Annotated in this window: 23 protein-coding genes; 15 read left to right on the top strand and 8 right to left on the bottom strand. The window is 41.4% G+C overall.

From position 1 onward, the window contains the following. Positions 1–11 precede the first annotated feature (11 nt). The gene (locus tag VF06_RS11915; RefSeq protein WP_180267269.1) at positions 12–746 is read right to left on the bottom strand and encodes an MBL fold metallo-hydrolase; all 735 of its coding nucleotides are present in this window, start codon (positions 744–746) and stop codon (positions 12–14) included. A 193-nt stretch (positions 747–939) separates the two neighbouring features. On the opposite strand from VF06_RS11915, the gene VF06_RS11910 reads away from it, so the two are divergent. Beyond that, a complete protein-coding gene (locus tag VF06_RS11910) occupies positions 940–2463 on the top strand; it encodes a site-2 protease family protein (RefSeq protein ID WP_099066480.1) in 1524 nt (507 codons plus the stop codon). A gap of 43 nt (positions 2464–2506) precedes the next feature. Here the strand turns inward: VF06_RS11910 and VF06_RS11905 are convergent, their stop codons facing one another. Both VF06_RS11905 and VF06_RS11900 read right to left on the bottom strand, forming a co-directional pair. Further along, positions 2507–3073: a phycobiliprotein lyase gene (locus tag VF06_RS11905; protein WP_099066430.1), complete on the bottom strand. Its 567-nt coding sequence runs from the start codon at positions 3071–3073 to the stop codon at positions 2507–2509. A gap of 75 nt (positions 3074–3148) precedes the next feature. Then, positions 3149–3829 carry a HEAT repeat domain-containing protein gene (locus VF06_RS11900; RefSeq protein ID WP_099066431.1) on the bottom strand — a complete coding sequence of 227 codons (681 nt, stop codon included), beginning with the start codon at positions 3827–3829 and terminating at the stop codon, positions 3149–3151. 270 nt (positions 3830–4099) lie between these two features. Here VF06_RS11900 and VF06_RS11895 point away from each other — a divergent pair, with 270 nt between their 5' ends. The 4 genes from VF06_RS11895 (at position 4100) to VF06_RS11880 (ending at position 5780) form a co-directional block, all read left to right on the top strand. After that, positions 4100–4651: a YciE/YciF ferroxidase family protein gene (locus VF06_RS11895; RefSeq protein ID WP_099066432.1), complete on the top strand. Its 552-nt coding sequence runs from the start codon at positions 4100–4102 to the stop codon at positions 4649–4651. A gap of 96 nt (positions 4652–4747) precedes the next feature. Then, complete coding sequence (locus VF06_RS11890) at positions 4748–4942, top strand: hypothetical protein (RefSeq protein ID WP_099066433.1); 195 nt, start codon at positions 4748–4750, stop codon at positions 4940–4942. A gap of 225 nt (positions 4943–5167) precedes the next feature. Continuing rightward, on the top strand, positions 5168–5413 hold the full coding sequence (locus tag VF06_RS11885; RefSeq protein ID WP_099066434.1) for a hypothetical protein: 246 nt from the start codon (positions 5168–5170) through the stop codon (positions 5411–5413). Between the two features lie 13 nt (positions 5414–5426). After that, positions 5427–5780: a type II toxin-antitoxin system PemK/MazF family toxin gene (locus VF06_RS11880; protein WP_099066435.1), complete on the top strand. Its 354-nt coding sequence runs from the start codon at positions 5427–5429 to the stop codon at positions 5778–5780. 86 nt (positions 5781–5866) lie between these two features. On the opposite strand, the gene VF06_RS11875 is transcribed toward VF06_RS11880, so the two are convergent. From VF06_RS11875 to VF06_RS11860, 4 genes are all read right to left on the bottom strand, one after another. Beyond that, positions 5867–6616: a hypothetical protein gene (locus VF06_RS11875; protein WP_099066436.1), complete on the bottom strand. Its 750-nt coding sequence runs from the start codon at positions 6614–6616 to the stop codon at positions 5867–5869. A 237-nt stretch (positions 6617–6853) separates the two neighbouring features. Further along, on the bottom strand, positions 6854–8257 hold the full coding sequence (locus tag VF06_RS11870; protein WP_099066437.1) for an NAD(P)(+) transhydrogenase (Re/Si-specific) subunit beta: 1404 nt from the start codon (positions 8255–8257) through the stop codon (positions 6854–6856). Next, positions 8254–8547 carry an NAD(P) transhydrogenase subunit alpha part 2 gene (locus tag VF06_RS11865; RefSeq protein ID WP_096643021.1) on the bottom strand — a complete coding sequence of 98 codons (294 nt, stop codon included), beginning with the start codon at positions 8545–8547 and terminating at the stop codon, positions 8254–8256. Before VF06_RS11865 ends, VF06_RS11870 begins: the two co-directional genes overlap by 4 nt. 132 nt (positions 8548–8679) lie before the next feature. Beyond that, complete coding sequence (locus tag VF06_RS11860) at positions 8680–9855, bottom strand: Re/Si-specific NAD(P)(+) transhydrogenase subunit alpha (RefSeq protein WP_099066438.1); 1176 nt, start codon at positions 9853–9855, stop codon at positions 8680–8682. Positions 9856–10617: 762 nt separating this feature from the next. Between VF06_RS11860 and VF06_RS11850 the strand changes: the two genes are divergently transcribed. The 9 genes from VF06_RS11850 (at position 10618) to VF06_RS11815 (ending at position 15769) form a co-directional block, all read left to right on the top strand. Beyond that, positions 10618–11130: a DUF2808 domain-containing protein gene (locus VF06_RS11850; protein WP_099066440.1), complete on the top strand. Its 513-nt coding sequence runs from the start codon at positions 10618–10620 to the stop codon at positions 11128–11130. 236 nt (positions 11131–11366) lie between these two features. After that, positions 11367–11501 (top strand): 50S ribosomal protein L34, encoded by a 135-nt coding sequence (rpmH, locus tag VF06_RS11845; protein WP_099066441.1) that lies wholly within the window; start codon positions 11367–11369, stop codon positions 11499–11501. A gap of 28 nt (positions 11502–11529) precedes the next feature. Beyond that, a complete protein-coding gene (rnpA, locus tag VF06_RS11840; RefSeq protein ID WP_099066442.1) occupies positions 11530–11952 on the top strand; it encodes a ribonuclease P protein component in 423 nt (140 codons plus the stop codon). Further along, complete coding sequence (locus tag VF06_RS11835) at positions 11939–12331, top strand: PH domain-containing protein (RefSeq protein WP_099066443.1); 393 nt, start codon at positions 11939–11941, stop codon at positions 12329–12331. The genes rnpA and VF06_RS11835 overlap by 14 nt, the downstream gene beginning before the upstream one ends. Before the next feature lie 7 nt (positions 12332–12338). Then, positions 12339–12503, top strand: a complete 165-nt coding sequence (locus tag VF06_RS40625; RefSeq protein WP_180267268.1) for a hypothetical protein — start codon at positions 12339–12341, stop codon at positions 12501–12503. 49 nt (positions 12504–12552) lie between these two features. After that, on the top strand, positions 12553–13797 hold the full coding sequence (gene yidC, locus VF06_RS11830) for a membrane protein insertase YidC (protein WP_099066444.1): 1245 nt from the start codon (positions 12553–12555) through the stop codon (positions 13795–13797). Further along, positions 13794–14309 carry a Jag family protein gene (locus VF06_RS11825; protein ID WP_099066445.1) on the top strand — a complete coding sequence of 172 codons (516 nt, stop codon included), beginning with the start codon at positions 13794–13796 and terminating at the stop codon, positions 14307–14309. The genes yidC and VF06_RS11825 overlap by 4 nt, the downstream gene beginning before the upstream one ends. A gap of 176 nt (positions 14310–14485) precedes the next feature. Then, positions 14486–15007, top strand: coding sequence for a YceD family protein (locus VF06_RS11820; RefSeq protein ID WP_099066446.1), 522 nt, complete (start codon positions 14486–14488; stop codon positions 15005–15007). 174 nt (positions 15008–15181) lie between these two features. Further along, positions 15182–15769, top strand: coding sequence for an SMI1/KNR4 family protein (locus VF06_RS11815; protein ID WP_099066447.1), 588 nt, complete (start codon positions 15182–15184; stop codon positions 15767–15769). A 70-nt stretch (positions 15770–15839) separates the two neighbouring features. Here the strand turns inward: VF06_RS11815 and VF06_RS11810 are convergent, their stop codons facing one another. After that, the gene (locus VF06_RS11810; protein WP_099066448.1) at positions 15840–16538 is read right to left on the bottom strand and encodes a HEAT repeat domain-containing protein; all 699 of its coding nucleotides are present in this window, start codon (positions 16536–16538) and stop codon (positions 15840–15842) included. Between the two features lie 64 nt (positions 16539–16602). On the opposite strand from VF06_RS11810, the gene VF06_RS11805 reads away from it, so the two are divergent. Continuing rightward, on the top strand, positions 16603–18114 hold the full coding sequence (locus VF06_RS11805) for a Ycf46 family AAA ATPase (protein ID WP_099066449.1): 1512 nt from the start codon (positions 16603–16605) through the stop codon (positions 18112–18114). The last annotated feature ends 281 nt before the right edge of the window (positions 18115–18395 follow it).

Genomic DNA, 18395 nt, shown 5'->3' with positions numbered 1-18395 from the left:
GAGATAGTCTATTACAGTAGGGGCTGTAACCGCAGCAAAGCTTGTAAATCAAGAGAGGCCAGATGTTGGTAAGCTCCATCTATGGTAAAGTTTCCTCTCAAAAAACCTATATTCGCCCCAGGGCAAATGTAGTGAAGAGTTTCTGGTGCAAAACGTTCTAATAACAATCGCAGACTATTAATTTGTCGCGGCCAGTGAAAAGTTTTGGCTGTCCGTAATGGTACTGGTTGACCTTGCTGATTCGGGACTAAATGGCGACCAGAAAACAAAATACCTCCAAGTTGACTGTAGTATAGGCAAGATGAACCGGGAGAATGACCTGGTGTCCAAATCAGTTGTATTTCTCCATCGAGAGTAAATTCTTGGCTAAAAGTAGTTACGGTTAAGCCTGGTAACAAATAAGCTTCTTGTTCTTGAATCAGGATTTTGCAACCAAAAATCTGCTGAAATTCAGCGGTCTTGCCAATAGCGCCTCGATGGGTGAGAAATAACCAATCCACGCCCCCATGTGCTGCAATAAAATCTTGATTTGTTTGCTCTAGGCTGGGGCAGTCTATGAGGATATTGCTTTCATTTCTTACAATAAAATAAGAAGTTCCCCCTAATGTGTCCCGATTGGGTGGGAAAGCAAAAATGCTCTCTTGGGCGAAGTCCATTTTTGGAGAATCTTTGCTAGGAATTTCGTTCGGGAACACAACCCGTGGTGGGTTGGTTGTGCGACTCGGCTGTTGAGGTGAAGGGGACATAATGTAAAGAACCGAAACTGAGGAGTTGTGGATAATCTGGTTACAGTGTAAAAATTCTCAAGGATTGAAACTTCAGCGTTAACTAGCACTGTTAACCGTTGGTTAAAAATTGGGGTTTAATGTCTACCTTGTAGTTAAGGCCATGGTGCTAGAGCTACTGGTGGGGCGTTTTGTCAAAATTACTGAAAATAATATGGAATTTTGGTTTTTGTTTCTCCTCCTGCTGGGGCTAGCTACTTATCTAATGGTGCAGCATAGCGTCGCTCAGATCACCCGGACGCCAGTATGGTTGTTGTGGTTGGTTTTAATGACACCAGCATTGCTGTTGATTGGATGGATGCTGATGTACGGAGCGAAACAACCTCTGCCACTAGAGTTGTTCATGTGGTCTTTATTTATCTGCATAATGTTTTACTGGATATTATTTCAATGGGGGCGTCGAGTACCACCAGATATACAAACCGATGAAACCCAAGCCCAAGCCTCAGAATCACAACCAATTACACAGCCTACCCCAGAAACAATAGTCCGTCCAATTGAACCAACAGAAGAAACTCAACTGCGAAATTGTTTTCCCTGGTCTGTATACTATGTGCAAAATATTGAGTATCGGCCGCAAGCGGTAATTTGTCGCGGTCAGTTGCGAACTAAAGCTAACAATGCTTATCAACAGATTAAGGCTAATATTGAAGCACAATTTGGCGATCGCTTTTTGCTCATCTTTCAAGAAGGTTTCAATGGCAAACCTTTCTTTGTACTAGTTCCCAATACTCAAGCTGCAAAACAAGCAAATACACCACAACGCGACCAACAACAGTTAACTAGACCAGGTTTAGCACTTTTTTTACTGCTGGCTACTTTAGTCACTACTACTTTAGTGGGAGTGGAAATTGCTGGTGTTGCTATCCCACGAACATCGGAAATAGGATCTTTGCTGAAAACTGTATTTAGCGCTGATGTTCTACTCAAAGGTTTGCCCTACGCTTTAGGATTAATGGCAATTTTAGGCACTCACGAACTTGGACATTATTTAACAGCAAGATTCTACAATATTCGCTCCACGTTGCCTTATTTTATTCCCGTGCCTTTCTTCTTGGGAACCTTTGGTGCGTTCATTCAAATGCGTAGTCCCATTCCTAACCGCAAAGCTTTATTTGATATTAGTATTGCTGGGCCCTTGGCGGGTTTTGTCGTTACATTGCCCATACTAATTTGGGGATTGGCTCATTCTGATGTGGTTACTCTGACTGAAAAAACCCGACTTTTGAATCCTGATGCTCTCAATCCCAAGTATTCTATTTTATTAGCACTCCTGTCCAAGTTAGCTTTGGGAAGTCAATTAACAGCAAAATCGGCTCTTGACTTGCATCCAGTAGCAGTGGCAGGTTTTCTGGGATTAGTTGTCACCGCTTTAAATTTAATGCCCGTGGGACAATTAGATGGAGGTCACATTGTCCATGCAATGTTTGGACAAAGAACTGCAATTGTCATAGGTCAAATTGCCCGCATTTTGTTACTACTACTTTCTTTAGTCCGAGAAGAATTTTTGTTGTGGGCAATTATTTTATTATTTATGCCATTAGTTGATGAACCTGCCTTGAATGATGTCACGGAATTGGATAATAAACGTGACGTTTGGGGATTATTATCAATGGCTTTGTTGATTATTATTGTTTTGCCACTACCGCAGGCTATGGCCAATTTTTTGCAAATTTAAAAATTTCATCCCCCAGAAGAAGGGGGAGGATTTTGTATTAAAACTAACTCGATACTGAGGTAGCCGTCTCGGAAGCTTTCGCCGCAGGTGGAAAGCCTCCCAGGCGAATCTCAGAAGTAAAAGAAGTAATACTAAACCCGCCAGAACGCTTTAAGACATTCACCCGCATTCGCAAATTGGGGCTAGCAAACCACAGACGCTCCTCAGATTTCATGGTTTCATCTTCTGTTGTTAGAGTTAAAGCACCATCGCTATCTAGCTGATAGCGTCCGGGAACTAGAGGTTTTTGGGCATCAACTATTTGCCTGAGTAACTTACCCTGACTGGGGTTATCTGTATCGGGTACTGAAACTAAGACGGTTGAACCACTGTGTTTTACTTGCTCCCGTTCCATTGTGCCGTTCCAGGTGACTTTGAGACCACAGGAGGCCAAACTAGGATTAATTTGGTATTGTTGACACAATTTACTTACTTCTGGATGGTCTGCTGGTAGTGTCTCAATAATGGTGTCTGACTTGCCATGTTCGGATTGATTCAAAGCTAAATGATGAATAGTACGATGAGAAAACCATTTACCAGCACTTAACTGAAAAAATTCTTCAATATTCATGAATGAAATTACCCTGCATCAAAATGCAAAAATTCCCACTTAATTATTATTAAAAGGTAGTAGCAGGCTTGAATATTAAGCTTGATTACCTGTTTCCTCAAGTTTCTTGAGGCTAATTCTTGCTGCCTCAGCAACGTTGTAATGATTGTCCTTTTCTAGGTATTTCAAGGCTGAGACGCTCTTGGGAGTGGGAAGATTGCCCAAAGCTTCTGCTAGACGTTGCCTAACTAACCAATCATCAGATTGGGCAAATCGCAAGATACTATCGACAGACTCAATATCTCGAATTTCTCCAAGGGCAGAGATCGCAGCTTCTTGCAAGACCTTTTCTTTGCTATCGAGAGCTTGCAGGAGAATTTGACGGGCACGAGGGTCTTTTAGGTTACCGAGAGATACGGCTGCACTAAAGCGCACTAACCAATCAGTATCTTCATAAAACGCCCGTGAAAGTACCTCAAAAGCTCTGACATCGCCCAAATACCCTAAAGCACCAGCAGCATCAGCACGAATGCCGTAATCTGGGTCATTTTCGAGAATCTTCACCAAAATTGGATAACATTCTGGGGTAGACTTAACTCCAAGGGCAAATATAGCCATCGATCGCAATTGCAAAGATTCGTCGTCTAGTACTTTTTTAATCAAAGGCACTGCATCCTCAGGGGAAACGTGACGCAGATTCGCAAGGGCTACCATGCGATCGCGTAAATCTGGACTTTCTAACTGAGTAGAAATTTCTTCTAAGCTTAAAGCTGTCATGTTCTTCAAAACATTTTCTTTACTTATCTTAATTTACCCGATCCCTTCATCAGGCTGTCGCTGTCATTAAGTAGGAGTTTGGCGACTTTACAAAATGACTCAATTATGAGTCAAACATAAATAAATGTTAATTCCTATGAGATTGTGTATGGAATTTAGCAGTCAGATTTAACACTTAGCTGTGTCTGAGGTATGAAGAGAAGACTTTGTCAGGGACGTAGGTTAGGGGTGTGACTGTGAAATACACCATTAACCTCTGGGAGAATCACAATGGTTCAACTTAGCGAACGTCCAGGCACTAAAAAAATTGCAAATTTGCGTGATAAGTTCCTCTACGAACTTGGTGGAATCTACGATGCTGAACATCGCTTTTTAGAAGCTCAGCAGCTAATGTGGCAGTGTAGTCAACACAATCAATTAAAGTCCTTGCTGGAAACCCATATTCGGGAAACCGAGCAGCAAATTAGAAATCTAGAACAAGCATTCAGCAACTTGGGACAGCAACCACAGCGCGTAACTTGTGATGCTGCGGCTGGTTTGATTAGCGATGCCCAAAAATTAACACTACTGACTGCTGATAGTCCTAAAATTCTGGAACTAGGAGTAGCAGGAGCGCAGGCTAAGGTAGAACAATTGGAAATTGCTTGTTATCGCGGCTTGATTAAAGTTGCCCAAGAAATTGGGCAGAATGAAGTTGTCAAACTGCTACAACAAAACTTGCAGCAGGAAGAACAGACAGCTCAAAAGATTGAACAACATATGCCGCAGTTACTTCAAGAAGCGAAATCTGCCCAAAGTTCAAGTGGCAATAAATCTCGCTAATCTTTTGCAGGATTAATGTAATAACGTCACCTAAAACAAAAGCAAGGTCACAAGTACCTTGCTTTTATTATTGTCATATTATCACTGTCAAGAAAGATGATAATATCTTGTTCAATCTTAGTCAGAAATCAAGGTAAATCTACAGCAGATAATAAAGCTTTAGATGGTGATGTAATTTTGGCATCTCAATCTCTTTTAGTTGCTAATTATGGACATGAGGTTATTATCGCCACAAGTAATAAAAAGCATCTGTCTATGTTTATTGATGCTAGAGAGTGGCAAGAAATTTAGAATGTAAAGTTGGCGATGCCTGCGGCTGGCTTTGCCTACGCTTTTTTTTATCTCACGTAAAGACCTAAAGAAGGAAAAGAGCGATCGCTTTTTTGTCTCACGCAGAGGCGCACAGAAGGCAGAGGAAAGAGAGAAGAAGCAATACCTGTGGTAAGCTAAGCTAACGTACACTCTAAACTTCATATTTTGATTAGGATGAATAATAGACTGACTCTATAAAGTTATATGCAAATCAAAGAAATTCTCCAAGCACTTCCAAGTTTGAGCATAAGCGATCGCTTAAAGATAGCTGAATCAGCCCTGCAATTGGTTCTTCAAGAAAAACACTCTCTTACCAAAGATGATCAAAAACACCAATTAACGCTAGCGGCAATGACAGCTATTGAAGATTATGCGCCTGATGGTGAATTAAATATATTCTCAGACTTAGAGGGAGAAGACTTTTCCGATTATCCAGATGAAGACTTCTAGAATTCAGAGACTTATGTACAGAGGTGAAGTCTGGCTAGTTAACTTAGATCCAACTGTCGGGACGGAAATTAGCAAAAAACGTCCTTGTATCATAGTAAATGATGATGCTATTGGAATTTTACCTTTGAAGGTTATTGTCCCAATTACGGATTGGAAAGAAAGATATGCAATCAGACCTTGGATGGTGCGGTTGGAACCAAGCATAGAAAACAGTTTAGCCAAAGTTTCTGGTGTCGATACTTTTCAAATACGTTCAGTTTCAGAAATAAGATTAGTTAGAAAATTAGGTCAACTCTCTGACTCAGAAATGCAGCTTGTGTCTCAAGCATTAGCTATTGTCTTAAATATTTCTCACCCAATATCTTAGCGATCGCACTTTATAGATTTTGCAGGCGATCGCTTTTTATCTCACGCACCAAACAAGGAGACGTAGAGAGAAAGCGATAATTATTTTTACTCTGCTAATTTCTCAGCGATTGATATACCAATTTTATGAAAATATTCATTTGTTAAACCTTTAGTGGCTGGATGTTTAGCTATCACAAATACAGTTTGAGCATTTTTACCAATGAAGAAACCTTCTGACCTCCATAAAAAATCAATATCCCCTATTTTTTTAGTTATTTCTCTCCAAGAATATTCATATCCTATTCCGTAGTAAATAACTGCTTTAAGTTGATGACATTCTTTTATTCTCTCGCTGATATGATTAATTCGAGTTTCAAGAAAATGCTCTTCATAAGTCTCCCTATTGCATAAATAAGACAACCGGGAACGCTCACTATATATCCAATGCTTAAGAGATGCTGACGCTAAAGGCAATAATTCTAACAAACAAGTCTCTTTATTTCTTCTACCTAATTCGTTTATTTGATATTTACGAACATCTTCTATATCAATATTTTCTTGTCCTTTAGCACTTAATAAAATACGAATAACTTTATTCCAAACTGGCACATCCAATCTGGCATTTGCTTCAAAACTTGCTCCATATCCGATAGCTTCATGAAATTCTGCAATATCTTCTATTTCCTGTTCTCCTCTATCTGACCATATATTTATTCTATTATTAATCTCTTGAAAATCTCCTCCTGCTTCTTCCATACCAATAAACCAATAATTTCCTTGATAATTACCATATCCATAAAATCTATTAACTATTTTTTCGAGAATTTTATCATCAAAAAAATCTTGAGATATCATAAATCTGCAATTTTATTTATGAAATTAAATTTGGCTAGTCAAAAATAATTGAGTATACGCAGAATGTCAAGTAAAGGAATAAAAATTTATGTATAATTTTCGGAAATAAATTTTCTAATCTTTGTACATTTGTGTGGAGTAGCTCCCCAACAAAAAAACTAGCCTTGGAATTATCACACTCCCAAGGCTAGCCAACTCTCTAAATTCTTTCTTTACATTGCGCCCTTTGGACTTCGTTTACAGTTGCTTCACTTCTGAAACCAACTTCGACACCATATCTTTCGCGCTACCAAAGAGCATCGTAGTTTTATCCTTGTAGAACAACTCATTATCTACACCGGCAAAACCAGTACTCATCCCGCGCTTAATCACAATTGTCTGCTTCGCCCGATCTACTTCCAAAATCGGCATACCATAAATCGGGCTATTTGTATCACTCCGCGCCGCTGGATTTACTACGTCATTTGCCCCAATTACTAAAGCCACATCAGCTTGTTCAAACTGGGGATTAATATCATCCATGTCGTACAACTGCGTATAAGGCACATTCGCCTCAGCCAATAACACGTTCATGTGCCCTGGCATTCTTCCAGCTACGGGGTGAATAGCATACTTGACATCTACGCCCATCCGTTCTAATTGATCTGACAATTCCCGGACGCTATGTTGTGCTTGGGCAACTGCCATCCCATAACCAGGTACAATTACCACAGAACGGGCATATCCCAACATCATCGCCCCTTCTTCGGGATCGATACTGCGGACAGTTTGATCTATTGCACTACCACCAGCACCACCACCAGCACCACCAGCTGAACCAAAAGCGCTGAACAGCACGCTGAAGAGGGAGCGGTTCATTGCTTTACACATAATTTCGGTCAGGATAATACCAGATGCTCCCACCAGTGCGCCAGCGATGATTAACATGTTGTTCATCACCACGAACCCAGCGGCGGCGGCTGCAATACCTGACAAGGAGTTCAACAGCGAAATTACCACGGGCATATCGCCACCACCAATGGGGATGACGAACATCACACCTAACACCAAGGAAACAGCAACTACTCCCAAGAAGATGGGTAGGCTATCCGGTGTCATGATTAAATAGATACTGCCGGTTACGTAAGCAGCTAGCAGCACCAGGTTAAATTGTTGCTGTAAGGGAAATGTAATCGGGGAACCACTGATTAAACCTTGCAATTTGGCAAAGGCGAGAAAACTACCCGTGAAGGTAACACCACCGATTAACACATCCAACAGCATGGAAATGTTCACATCTAGAGGTACGGGTGCGCCAGAATCTAATAACCGCCAGAATTCAGCAACAGCCACCAATGCCGAAGCCGCACCGCCCAAACCGTTGAGCAAACCCACCATTTGGGGCATTTCTGTCATTTGGACTTTGTAGGCTGCGATCGCACCAATCCCAGATCCAATTGCCAAGCCTAACAAAATCATTTCATAGTTCAACACATGTTGATCTAGCATTGTGGCTACAATTGCCAGCAACATCCCCACCGCTGCAATGACGTTACCATTCCGTGCTGTAGCTGGCGAACCCAGCTTTTTCAAACCAAAAATGAATAAGGATGCAGCGACTAAATATGTCAGCTGAATGCCAGTTGGTAAAAAGTCGCTCACGCCTTAATCTCCTTTTTCTTGAACATTTGGAGCATTCTGTCTGTGACAAGGAAACCACCAACAACGTTCACAGTTGCCAATACCACAGCAATTAAACCGAGAATCACTGACACACTTGTTTCTCTAGCACCAGAGGCCACAATTGCCCCCAGTACTGCAATGCCAGAAATTGCGTTTGAGCCTGACATTAAAGGGGTGTGTAACGTCGGAGGTACTTTGTTGATGACTTCAAAGCCAATAAAAGACGCCAAAACAAACACAAACAAAGCAGCGAGTAATGCCTCTGTCATGAAATAAAACTCCTTTTGTAAATGGGAATAGGGCAATTCAATTTTGGATTTTGGATTGACGATTTTGGATTAAATTTCAATCTAAAATCCAAAATCTAAAATCTAAAATTCCTACTCCCCATTCCCTATTCCCTAACTAACCGCCGGTTCTTGAGTATTCAAAGCCTGTAGCGCCTCACGCACTCGTTGATTGCGAATTTCACCTGCGTGGGTAACACAAGCTGCATCAACGATGTCGTCGCCAAAGTCAACTTGCAAAGCTTTTTCTTTGTTAATCAACAGTTGGATTAACGATGTCAAATTCTTGGAATACAATTGGCTGGCGTGGACTGGCATTGAAGATGGTAAATTGATGGGGCCGATTATTGTGACGCCATTCCAGACAATATCTTTGCCGGGTTCGGTGCAGGCGCAGTTACCACCTTGTTCGGCGGCTAAATCTACAATCACTGAACCGGGTTTCATTTGTGCCACCATTTCTTCTGTCACCAGTCGTGGGGCTTTTTTACCTGGTACTTGGGCGGTGGTAATCACCACATCAGCATTTTTCACGTGTTCGGTGACAACTTCTTGAGTTCGTTGTTTGCTAGCTTCAGAAATTTCTTTAGCATAGCCACCAGCGGCGGTTGTTTCTTCTTCGAGTTTTACTTCGACGAATTTTGCCCCTAAGCTTTGCACTTCTTCTTTCACAGCCGGACGAATATCAAAGGCTTCTACCACTGCTCCCAGGCGTCTAGCGGTGGCGATCGCTTGCAATCCAGCCACCCCAGCACCCATAATAAATACTTTCGCTGGAGCGATTGTGCCTGCGGCTGTTGTCAGCATCGGGAAATATTTTGGTAATGCAGCTGCGGCAATCAATACTGCCTTGTAACCTGCCAATGAAGCTTGCGAGGACAAAGCATCCATACTTTGCGCCCTGGTGGTACGGGGTATCAATTCCATACTCAAGGACGTGACTTTGCGATTTGCTAATTGCTGTGCCACCACCGGATTTCCTAAAGGATTTAGGAAGCTAATTAATACAGCTCCTTCCTTTAATAAATCAATTTCTGAACGTCCATCTTCTCGTTCTTGGGGTGGGCTAACTTTCAGCAGAATGTCTGCTTCGCTCCATAATTTGACAGAATCGCTAATAATTGTGGCTCCTGCTGCTTCATAAGCAGGATCGCTAAAAAAGGATCGCTCTCCTGCTCCCGATTCCACCCAAACTTCTAAACCTTGCTTTACTAATCGGGCAACAACGTCAGGAATTAATGCCACACGACGTTCGCAAACTTCAATTTCTTTAGCAACTGCTATTCTCATGAAATCTCCTGAAGATAAATACTTAATCTCTGCCAAGTAGGCGATCGCTCAGATGAGAGATATTTCGCACTTTTAATACTGAGGCAGGAACATCAGTCATGACTTTTACTAGTAGATTGAACCTTGAATTTTTCCTCTCCACTCTTTCGTTCTCCGCACAAAGCCTGACTTTGTGACTTGCAGATGTTACATTTTCAGATATTTGCAAATAGGGGTTACGTATTGCACATGCTATGTTAATTCCCAAATTTTGCATCTTTATCTTCAGCTTATTTTCGGGATTGAGAAATTGTCTATATCCATTCTTATAGAGTAATATTGACCAAATTTTTCCAGCTTGATAACTATTCAAATCAAATTTTAATAATTCCAAGTTCCAATCAAGCTTATTTTAATCAATTTATCTCAATTTAACTGGCGATCGCTAATCATACGGCTCAATTTTTATAACAAAAATCTTAAATTTAGATACACTTATACATATTCAGAAACACAATCTCATCTCAACTGTGTTTTCATTTAGTTCCAAATTTGACCAATCTAGCAATTAAACCAAGACTATGTAAGGATAATGAAGTGAATTGATTTCAAGTTAATTATCTGACTAAGCAAAATTACTTTTAGCCAAAAGTCACCAAAAATGGCACTTTTTTTGCTAATCAACGTCTATTGTTAGGAAGTCCGTAGTAAAGTTTAGTAAAGAATACTAACATACAGTTATTTAGATAAGAGAGTTGATATTTTGGTGGAGGGAGCCTAACTATGCGACGTTTATTTTCTGCTTTAGCCGTAACTAGCTTTTTGCTGGCTGGACTTCCAGTCATGACTTCAGCACAAAGCTTACCTGGATTTACGCTCTTTAGCGGTGTTAAAGGCGAAAATCAATTGCCCTTCCGGTTAGATTTTGGTGGACAAACCAATGGTTGGGATCGCTATAGATTGAGAATTCCAGGCCAAAGAATGAAACTGGCAGTTGCTCAATTTGCCATTACCTACCCTAATTATTACGAAGGAATCTTTGACCCCAAAAAAATTGAGGTAAGAGTCAAAGGTAAATCAGTTAAGCTGTCTGAGGTGAAGTGGGACAAAGAAGGTAAACTTATTAGTATTTTTCCTGAAGAACCTGTACCAGCAGGTAGTGGAGTTGAGTTAGTTTTCTCTAATGTTAAAAACCCCTCCTTTGGTGGGATGTATTATTTCAACTGCCAAGTTCTCTCCCCTGGCGACGTGCCCCTACTGCGTTACATGGGTACATGGATTTTGAGTATTAGTTAATTTTGGGCAGTAGTGATTGGTAAGGGTGAGCAGGGGAAAAGGTTAAAGGTTAAAGGGAAAAGGAATAAATTTAATCTTTCCCCTTTTCCCCTTGCCCTTTTCCCCTTGCCCCCTTTCCCCTTGCCCCTTTCCCTTTCCCCATGCCCAATGCCCTACTCCCCATTCCCCATTCCCTGTTAAAGTGATAAAATTAGAGATTGTGAGTTTTTCTAAAAATCACCTAACAGGAGGATGATATGCAAAGAACACTAGGCGGCACTAGCCGTAAAAGAAAAAGAACCTCTGGTTTTCGCGCTCGGATGCGGACACCAGATGGCAGAAATGTAATCAAAGCTAGAAGAAAAAAAGGACGTTACCGTCTGAGCGTTTAGGGCACATATATCAAGCTAAAAGGTAACTGTGGCTTTGCCCAAAGCAAATCGGCTAAAATCCCGAAAAGATTTCCAGGCAGTTTTTCGGGAAGGAATTCGGCGTCATGGCTCTTATTTAACATTGAGAGCCTTAAAACCTTTACATTCAATAAATCCTTCTGTGAACGCTGCCACTGAGAAGACACAACCAACCAACTCAAGACATCTTAGCAGCACAAAAATTGGCATTTCCATTAGCACAAAAGTCAGCAAAAGAGCAGTGGTTCGCAACCGGATAAAACGGCAAATAACTGCTGCTTTGTATGACTTACTGCCAAAATTATCACTAGGATGGCGGCTGGTAGTGGTTGTCAAACCTACGGCAGCACAATCTCAGTGCGTAAGCCCACAATTTCTGCAAGAATTAAAGCAGTTGTTGGCACAAGCCGAGGTGTTCGATGGGCATTCGTGAAGAAGTTTATTATGAAGGCGGCCCCCACGTTGGGGACTTAATTATAAACCTGCTAATTGGGCTAACCGTTGTTGGTATACCCTTGACAGTGGGGGCAATTGTCAGAGCATTATGGCTGCGCTTCCGCATCACCGATCGCCGAGTTACTGTAACAGGAGGTTGGCAAGGACGCGATCGCACTGACGTAATTTACTCAGAAATTGTCAAAGTTGTCAAAGTCCCACGAGGCATAGGTCTTTGGGGAGATATGGTGCTAACCCTGAAAAACGGCAGTCGTCTGGAATTGCGTGCTATTCCCAATTTCCGGGAAGTTTATGACTACATTAACGAAAAAATTGCTGCGAAAAACCCCCAGTATAGCGCTGCTGCTAACCAGTAATGGGGAGATGGGGAGATGGGGAGATGGGAAGCAGGGGAGAGTTGTTGTACAAGTTTTTTCTCCTCTGCCTCTTGTGCCCAATGCACAATGCCCAATGCCCAATGCCCAATGCCCAAAAAAAATTGTGCGGCTATCCGTAGCAAAGGACAGTCGCACATCAATCATGATTTAGATAAATTAGATTCAGTCAGTTTACAGTAACTCAGGTTAAATTCAGAATAATGGATTTTGGTATCGGCTTTCTCTCGAACAACGTGATGCTGCCAATCATAGATTTTTTCTATGGGATTTTTCCGAGCTATGGATTGGCGATCGTTGCTTTGACACTGATAGTCCGCTTTGCGCTCTATCCCCTGAGTGCTGGCTCAATTCGCAATATGCGGAAAATGCGAATTGTACAACCTCTGATGCAAAAGCGGATGGCAGAAATCAAAGAGCGCTTTAAAGACGATCCGCAAAAGCAGCAGGAAGAAATGGTCAATGTCCAAAAAGAATTTGGCAATCCTTTGGCGGGCTGTTTTCCCTTGCTGATACAAATGCCCGTTTTATTAGCGCTGTTCGCCACTTTGCGGGGTTCGCCTTTTGCCGGTGTGAACTACAGCGTTAACTTGCAAATCTTTCCCGCAGAGCAAATCGAACAAATTCAACCGCAAGCCTTTGCCACTCCTCCTCAAAATATCTACATTGCTGATGGGGAACACGTTAAGGTCACTGCAATCCTTCCTAGTGGTAATAAACTAGCGGTGGGAGAACAAACCAAAATACAATATCAAACCCTTGAGGGCAAACCATTTCAGGTACTTTTAGCAGAACACCCAGATACTAAGCTAATTCCTGAATGGAAAATCACCAAAGGAGAAGATAAGGTTAAAATTGACACCCAAGGTAATTTAGAAGCCTTACAGCCTGGAGAAGTGACTATTCAAGGAACAATTCCTGGACTAGCAGCTGATAAAGGCTTTTTATTTATTGATGCCTTAGGCAGAGTTGGCGCACAAGATCCAGATGGCACAATCCACTGGGATATTGTTGCCATGATTGTCTTCTTTGGCATCAGTCTTTATGTTAGCCAAATGCTTTCTGGGCAAAATTCCAGCGGTGGCAATCCCAACCAAGATACAGTTAACAAAATTACCCCAGTCATTTTTTCTGGGATGTTTTTGTTCTTCCCCCTACCAGCTGGGGTATTGATGTATATGGTGATTGGTAATATTTTCCAGACACTGCAAACCTACATTCTTTCCCGCGAACCATTACCAGAAGAACTGCAAAAAATCGTAGACGCTCAAGATAAAGAAGCAGCCAAAGAACAAAAAGTATTGCCATTTGAGCCTACAAGTTCCAAGAAAACTGAGGCGACAAGTTCCAAGAAAACTGAAGCGACAAGTTCCAAAAAAACTGAGCCAGCAAGTTCTAAAAAAACTGAGCCGAAAAGTTCTAAGAAAAAGGCTACAGGGGGTTCATGAGCAATATTCCCATACAGCGAGGTCAGCAGTGGTTAAAAACACTGCTGGAACTCAGTGGGATATCTACTGAGATTCACACTAGTTTAGAAACTGCCCAACCTCAAGATGACGATTCTCTAGAATCAGATAACTACTGGTTAACAATTGATGAAACCAATTTGACACCAGAACAAATCCAAGTGTTAATTGGTACTGATGGTTCTGTGCTTGATGCCATTCAGTATCTGGCAAACTCCGTTCTCAACTTGAGCCAATCCCATGAAGGACAAGCTTCCTACACCATTGAGTTGAATGGCTACCGCATTAAAAGACAAGCCGAAATTCGCGCATTAGCAGAAGCAGCAGCTGATGAAGTGCGCTTTTCTGGTAGAGAAGTGGAAATTAAATCCCTCAGTTCTGCGGAACGCCGTCAAGTCCATACTTTCTTAAAAGACTTTGGAGATTTGGAAACCTTCAGTCGGGGAAAAGAACCACATCGTCATTTGGTCGTGCGTCCGGCGGCGTTGGAGTAAATTAGGAGTTGGGAGTTGGGAGTTAGGAGTTAGGAGTTAGGAGTTAATTTAAAACTCGTAACTATAGTAATTTCAAAATTTCTATTATCCCTAAGAGATAAAATAAAAAATGTATTATCAGTCAAAGAATTGCTGATAATCAAGATAAATTTTCGTGAGGATGTCTCACAAATCCTATGGACGCAATTTATATTCCGCAGCTAACTAGAGCATCGGAGCGGACAGAGGAAGTTCAAGTTAAGGAATTTCTGCCTGGTTTGGAAACTTTGACACCAGTTCGCGGCCGTGTGCGCGTGCAGCATCATGGAAATTATCTGGAAGTGTCGGCTCAGGCAGAAGCAATTATTACTTGTACCTGCAACCGCTGTTTGCAGCAATATAATCAACGCTTGGGGATTGATACAAAAGAAATCATCTGGTTAGATGAAACCGCCAATCAACTAAAAGACTTGCCTTTAGAAAGGGAAGTAGCTATGGAAGATTTGGTAGAAAGTTTACCACCAGATGGTTATTTCTATCCTAGTGAATGGCTGTACGAGCAGATGTGCCTAGCAATACCTCAGCGCCAACTGTGCGATCGCAATTGTCTAGGTATTGCTCCAATTAATGCTGATAGTTCCCAAAAGTCAATTGAAAAGCCAGTTGACAACCGCTGGGCTGGTTTGGAAGCACTGAAAAAGCAACTTCCAGGACAGTAATTTGATAATTCTGTCAGACTGAATGCGGCTACACGAACTAAGCCTGTCCATACAGGCTTATTGTTTTGTATTTTATTAAATACTTCCTTTAAATTCAAAATTTATCAGTTCATACTATTAAAACTTGTTTTGTTAAACTACTGATTAATTAACTTTTAATAAAAAGATTTTATAATGAAGACTTTTGACTGGGAAAGTCGTATTAGAGAATGGAGCCGTCAGCGAATAGAAGCGCTCGAAGAGTATGAGCAGGAAGAGTTGCCTTCAGAAGTTATTGAATCTGGATCTCTAGGCTATACAGGTGCAAATGAAGAAGAAATTTATGCTACCGAAGCTAGATTAAGTGTAACTTTGCCGCCTTCTTACAGAGATTTTCTCAAAGTTTCTAATGGGTTGCATTCTACTTCAAAGTATGGCATCAGATTTTATTCAGTTGATGAAATTGAGTGGTATATTATAGGCAAAGAAATCTATATAGATGATTTGATAGAACTGCACCAGGATTTGGAACCAGTACCAGATGAAGAATACTTTCTTTACGGTGATGAACAATCTTATAGTCGTGTAGAACATCTACAAACGTGTCTAGAAATTAGTACTGAAGACTATCAGATGATTTTTTTACTTAATCCTCAAGTTATTACAAGTGATGGTGAGTGGGAAGCTTGGTATTATGATTCTAAATATGGAGACGCAACAAGATATCCATCTTTTGGTCAAATGATGGAGGAAATATTAAACGATCCAGAATTTTTACCATAAACTACACGAAACCCAACCCCCCAAACCACAATAAAAGAGGTTTTCTAAAGATCGTGAAAAGTCAGACCTATTATTCAGGTTGGTTAATTTCTTCTTTCATTTGTTCTAATAATGGACGAAATGAAGAATACGAAGTATAACCATTTATATTTATTGCCCTTACTTTTAACGTCTCCAATAGTTTCAAACGAGTGTTAAATTCTGCTGTTTTATCTATATGAATTAAAGCGTCAATTATCTCTTTATTCCACTTACCAAGTTTTGTAAAAGCATCAACGCATAAGTAGTGAGTATATTCATCGGAACTTTTATATATTAAATCAATTAGAGCATTAATAGCCTCTTTATTACCTTTTGCAATAAGTCCTAAACTATGAGCAATATACTGGCGAGTATGTTCTTCTTCAGTTATTTGTGCCAAACTTATTAGACTAGTAATTGCATATTGATTACCAACAGCAATTTTTGCCAAATTCTGAGCTGCTATCCTGCGGGTAGGTATACGAGCAGTGTTAAGTTGCTCAATCAAAGCTTGGATAACATCATTATTATCAGTACCAATTTCGCTCAAACTTTGAATTACTGTCCAGCGTGTTGGTTCATCAATTGTAGTGCGTATTACATGAATCAAGGCAGCTATGACATCCGGGTTATTAGCACCAAGAAACGCCAAATGTTTAGCAGTCTGTTTGAGAACAGCATTATCTTGACTTGTGCGTAGTTGCTGAACGAGAAAATCAATATTGTATTGTTCTTGCTGGTTACTCATTGGCTTTCTGAACCAAGAAAGTTGTACATTGCGTTCAAGATAAACTAACCAATAACAGCTAAATATGAACTTCCGTGACGAGTTTAAACTACTGCTACGCGCCCGCTACCCTTTGATTTATATTCCCACCTACGAAGAAGAACGAGTAGAAGCAGCTATCCGAGAAGAAGCAGCAAATCAAGGCAATCGGCCTGTGTATACTTGGGATTTTGTCGATGGTTATCAGGGAAATCCGAATGATGCGGGGTTTGGGCGGCGTAACCCACTGCAAGCTTTGGAATTCGTGGAAAAATTACCAGCCTCAGCGCCAGCTGTATTGATTTTACGAGATTATCATCGGTTTTTAGAAGATGTAGCGATCGCTCGCAAACTCCGCAACCTCGCCCGACTCCTCAAGTCGCAACCCAAAAATATTGTACTGCTGTCCCCGCGCATCGCCATTCCTGACGATTTAACGGAAGTGCTGACAGTTGTCGAGTTTCCCTTACCCAGCGCCCCAGAAATTAAAACCGAAGTGGAACGCTTACTACAAGCTACTGGTAACTCGCTTTCTGGCAAAATTTTGGATGACTTGGTGCGCTCTTGTCAAGGGCTTTCGATGGAACGGATTCGGCGGGTTTTGGCAAGAGCGATCGCTAGCCACGGCGAATTGCAGCCAGAAGACGTGGATTTAGTTTTGGAAGAAAAGCGCCAAACTATCCGCCAAACCCAAATCCTGGACTTCTACCCAGCCACTGAGCAAATTTCTGATATCGGCGGACTCGATAATTTGAAAGATTGGCTGATTCGTCGGGGAGGCTCATTTAGCGATCGGGCCAGGCAGTACGGATTACCACACCCCCGTGGTTTAATGTTGGTGGGTATTCAGGGAACTGGTAAATCGTTAACGGCAAAAGCGATCGCTCATCATTGGCATTTACCCCTGCTACGTTTGGATGTCGGGCGGTTATTTGGTGGTTTGGTGGGCGAATCCGAATCTCGCACCCGCCAAATGATTCAAGTAGCCGAAGCCCTCGCCCCTTGTATTTTATGGATTGATGAAATAGACAAAGCTTTTTCCGGACTTGGTAGCAAAGGTGATGCGGGTACAACTAGCCGGGTGTTTGGCACATTTATTAACTGGTTAGCTGAAAAAACCTCACCCGTGTTTGTTGTCGCCACCGCCAACGATATCCAAGCCCTACCACCAGAAATGCTGCGTAAAGGGCGATTTGATGAAATTTTCTTTGTGGGTTTACCCACCCAAGAAGAAAGAAAAGCAATTTTTAACGTTCATTTATCCCGACTGCGCCCCCACAACTTAAAAAGTTATGACATCGACAGGCTTGCTTATGAAACACCAGATTTTTCTGGGGCAGAAATCGAGCAAACTTTAATTGAAGCGATGCACATTGGATTTAGCCAGAACCGCGATTTTACCAAAGACGACATTTTAGAGGCTGCTAGTCAAATTATTCCTTTAGCACGAACAGCCGTAGAGCAAATTCAGCAACTCCAAGAATGGGCTGCGGCGGGGAGGGCGCGTTTAGCATCGAAACACAGCCCTTTAAGCGATAGCTTCGGTAAGCTACGCTGATGGAATTTTGGATTTTAAATTTTGCGAAAAGTTAGAGCGTCGGCTTCCGGCGTAGACCCGAAGGGGCTTGCCGCAGGCATCTAAACTTTTCAAGACGGATTTTGGATTGGGAATTTCTATGTTTCCAAGGGTTCTATGAATCCATCTGTTGCATTCATTTTGCAAATTGGTATAACAGAATGGCAGTTACAATAATCGATTGGAACAGACCACACTGCTTTCTTTGTGGTCAGTGTACAATCCAAAATCCAAAATCCAAAATCTAAAATCTAAAATTGATT

It is taken from the genome of Nostoc linckia z4, assembly GCF_002608075.1.
GTDB lineage: Bacteria > Cyanobacteriota > Cyanobacteriia > Cyanobacteriales > Nostocaceae > Nostoc > Nostoc linckia.
Note: the sequence above shows the minus strand (reverse complement) of the source record. Positions and strands in the feature narration are given on the sequence as shown.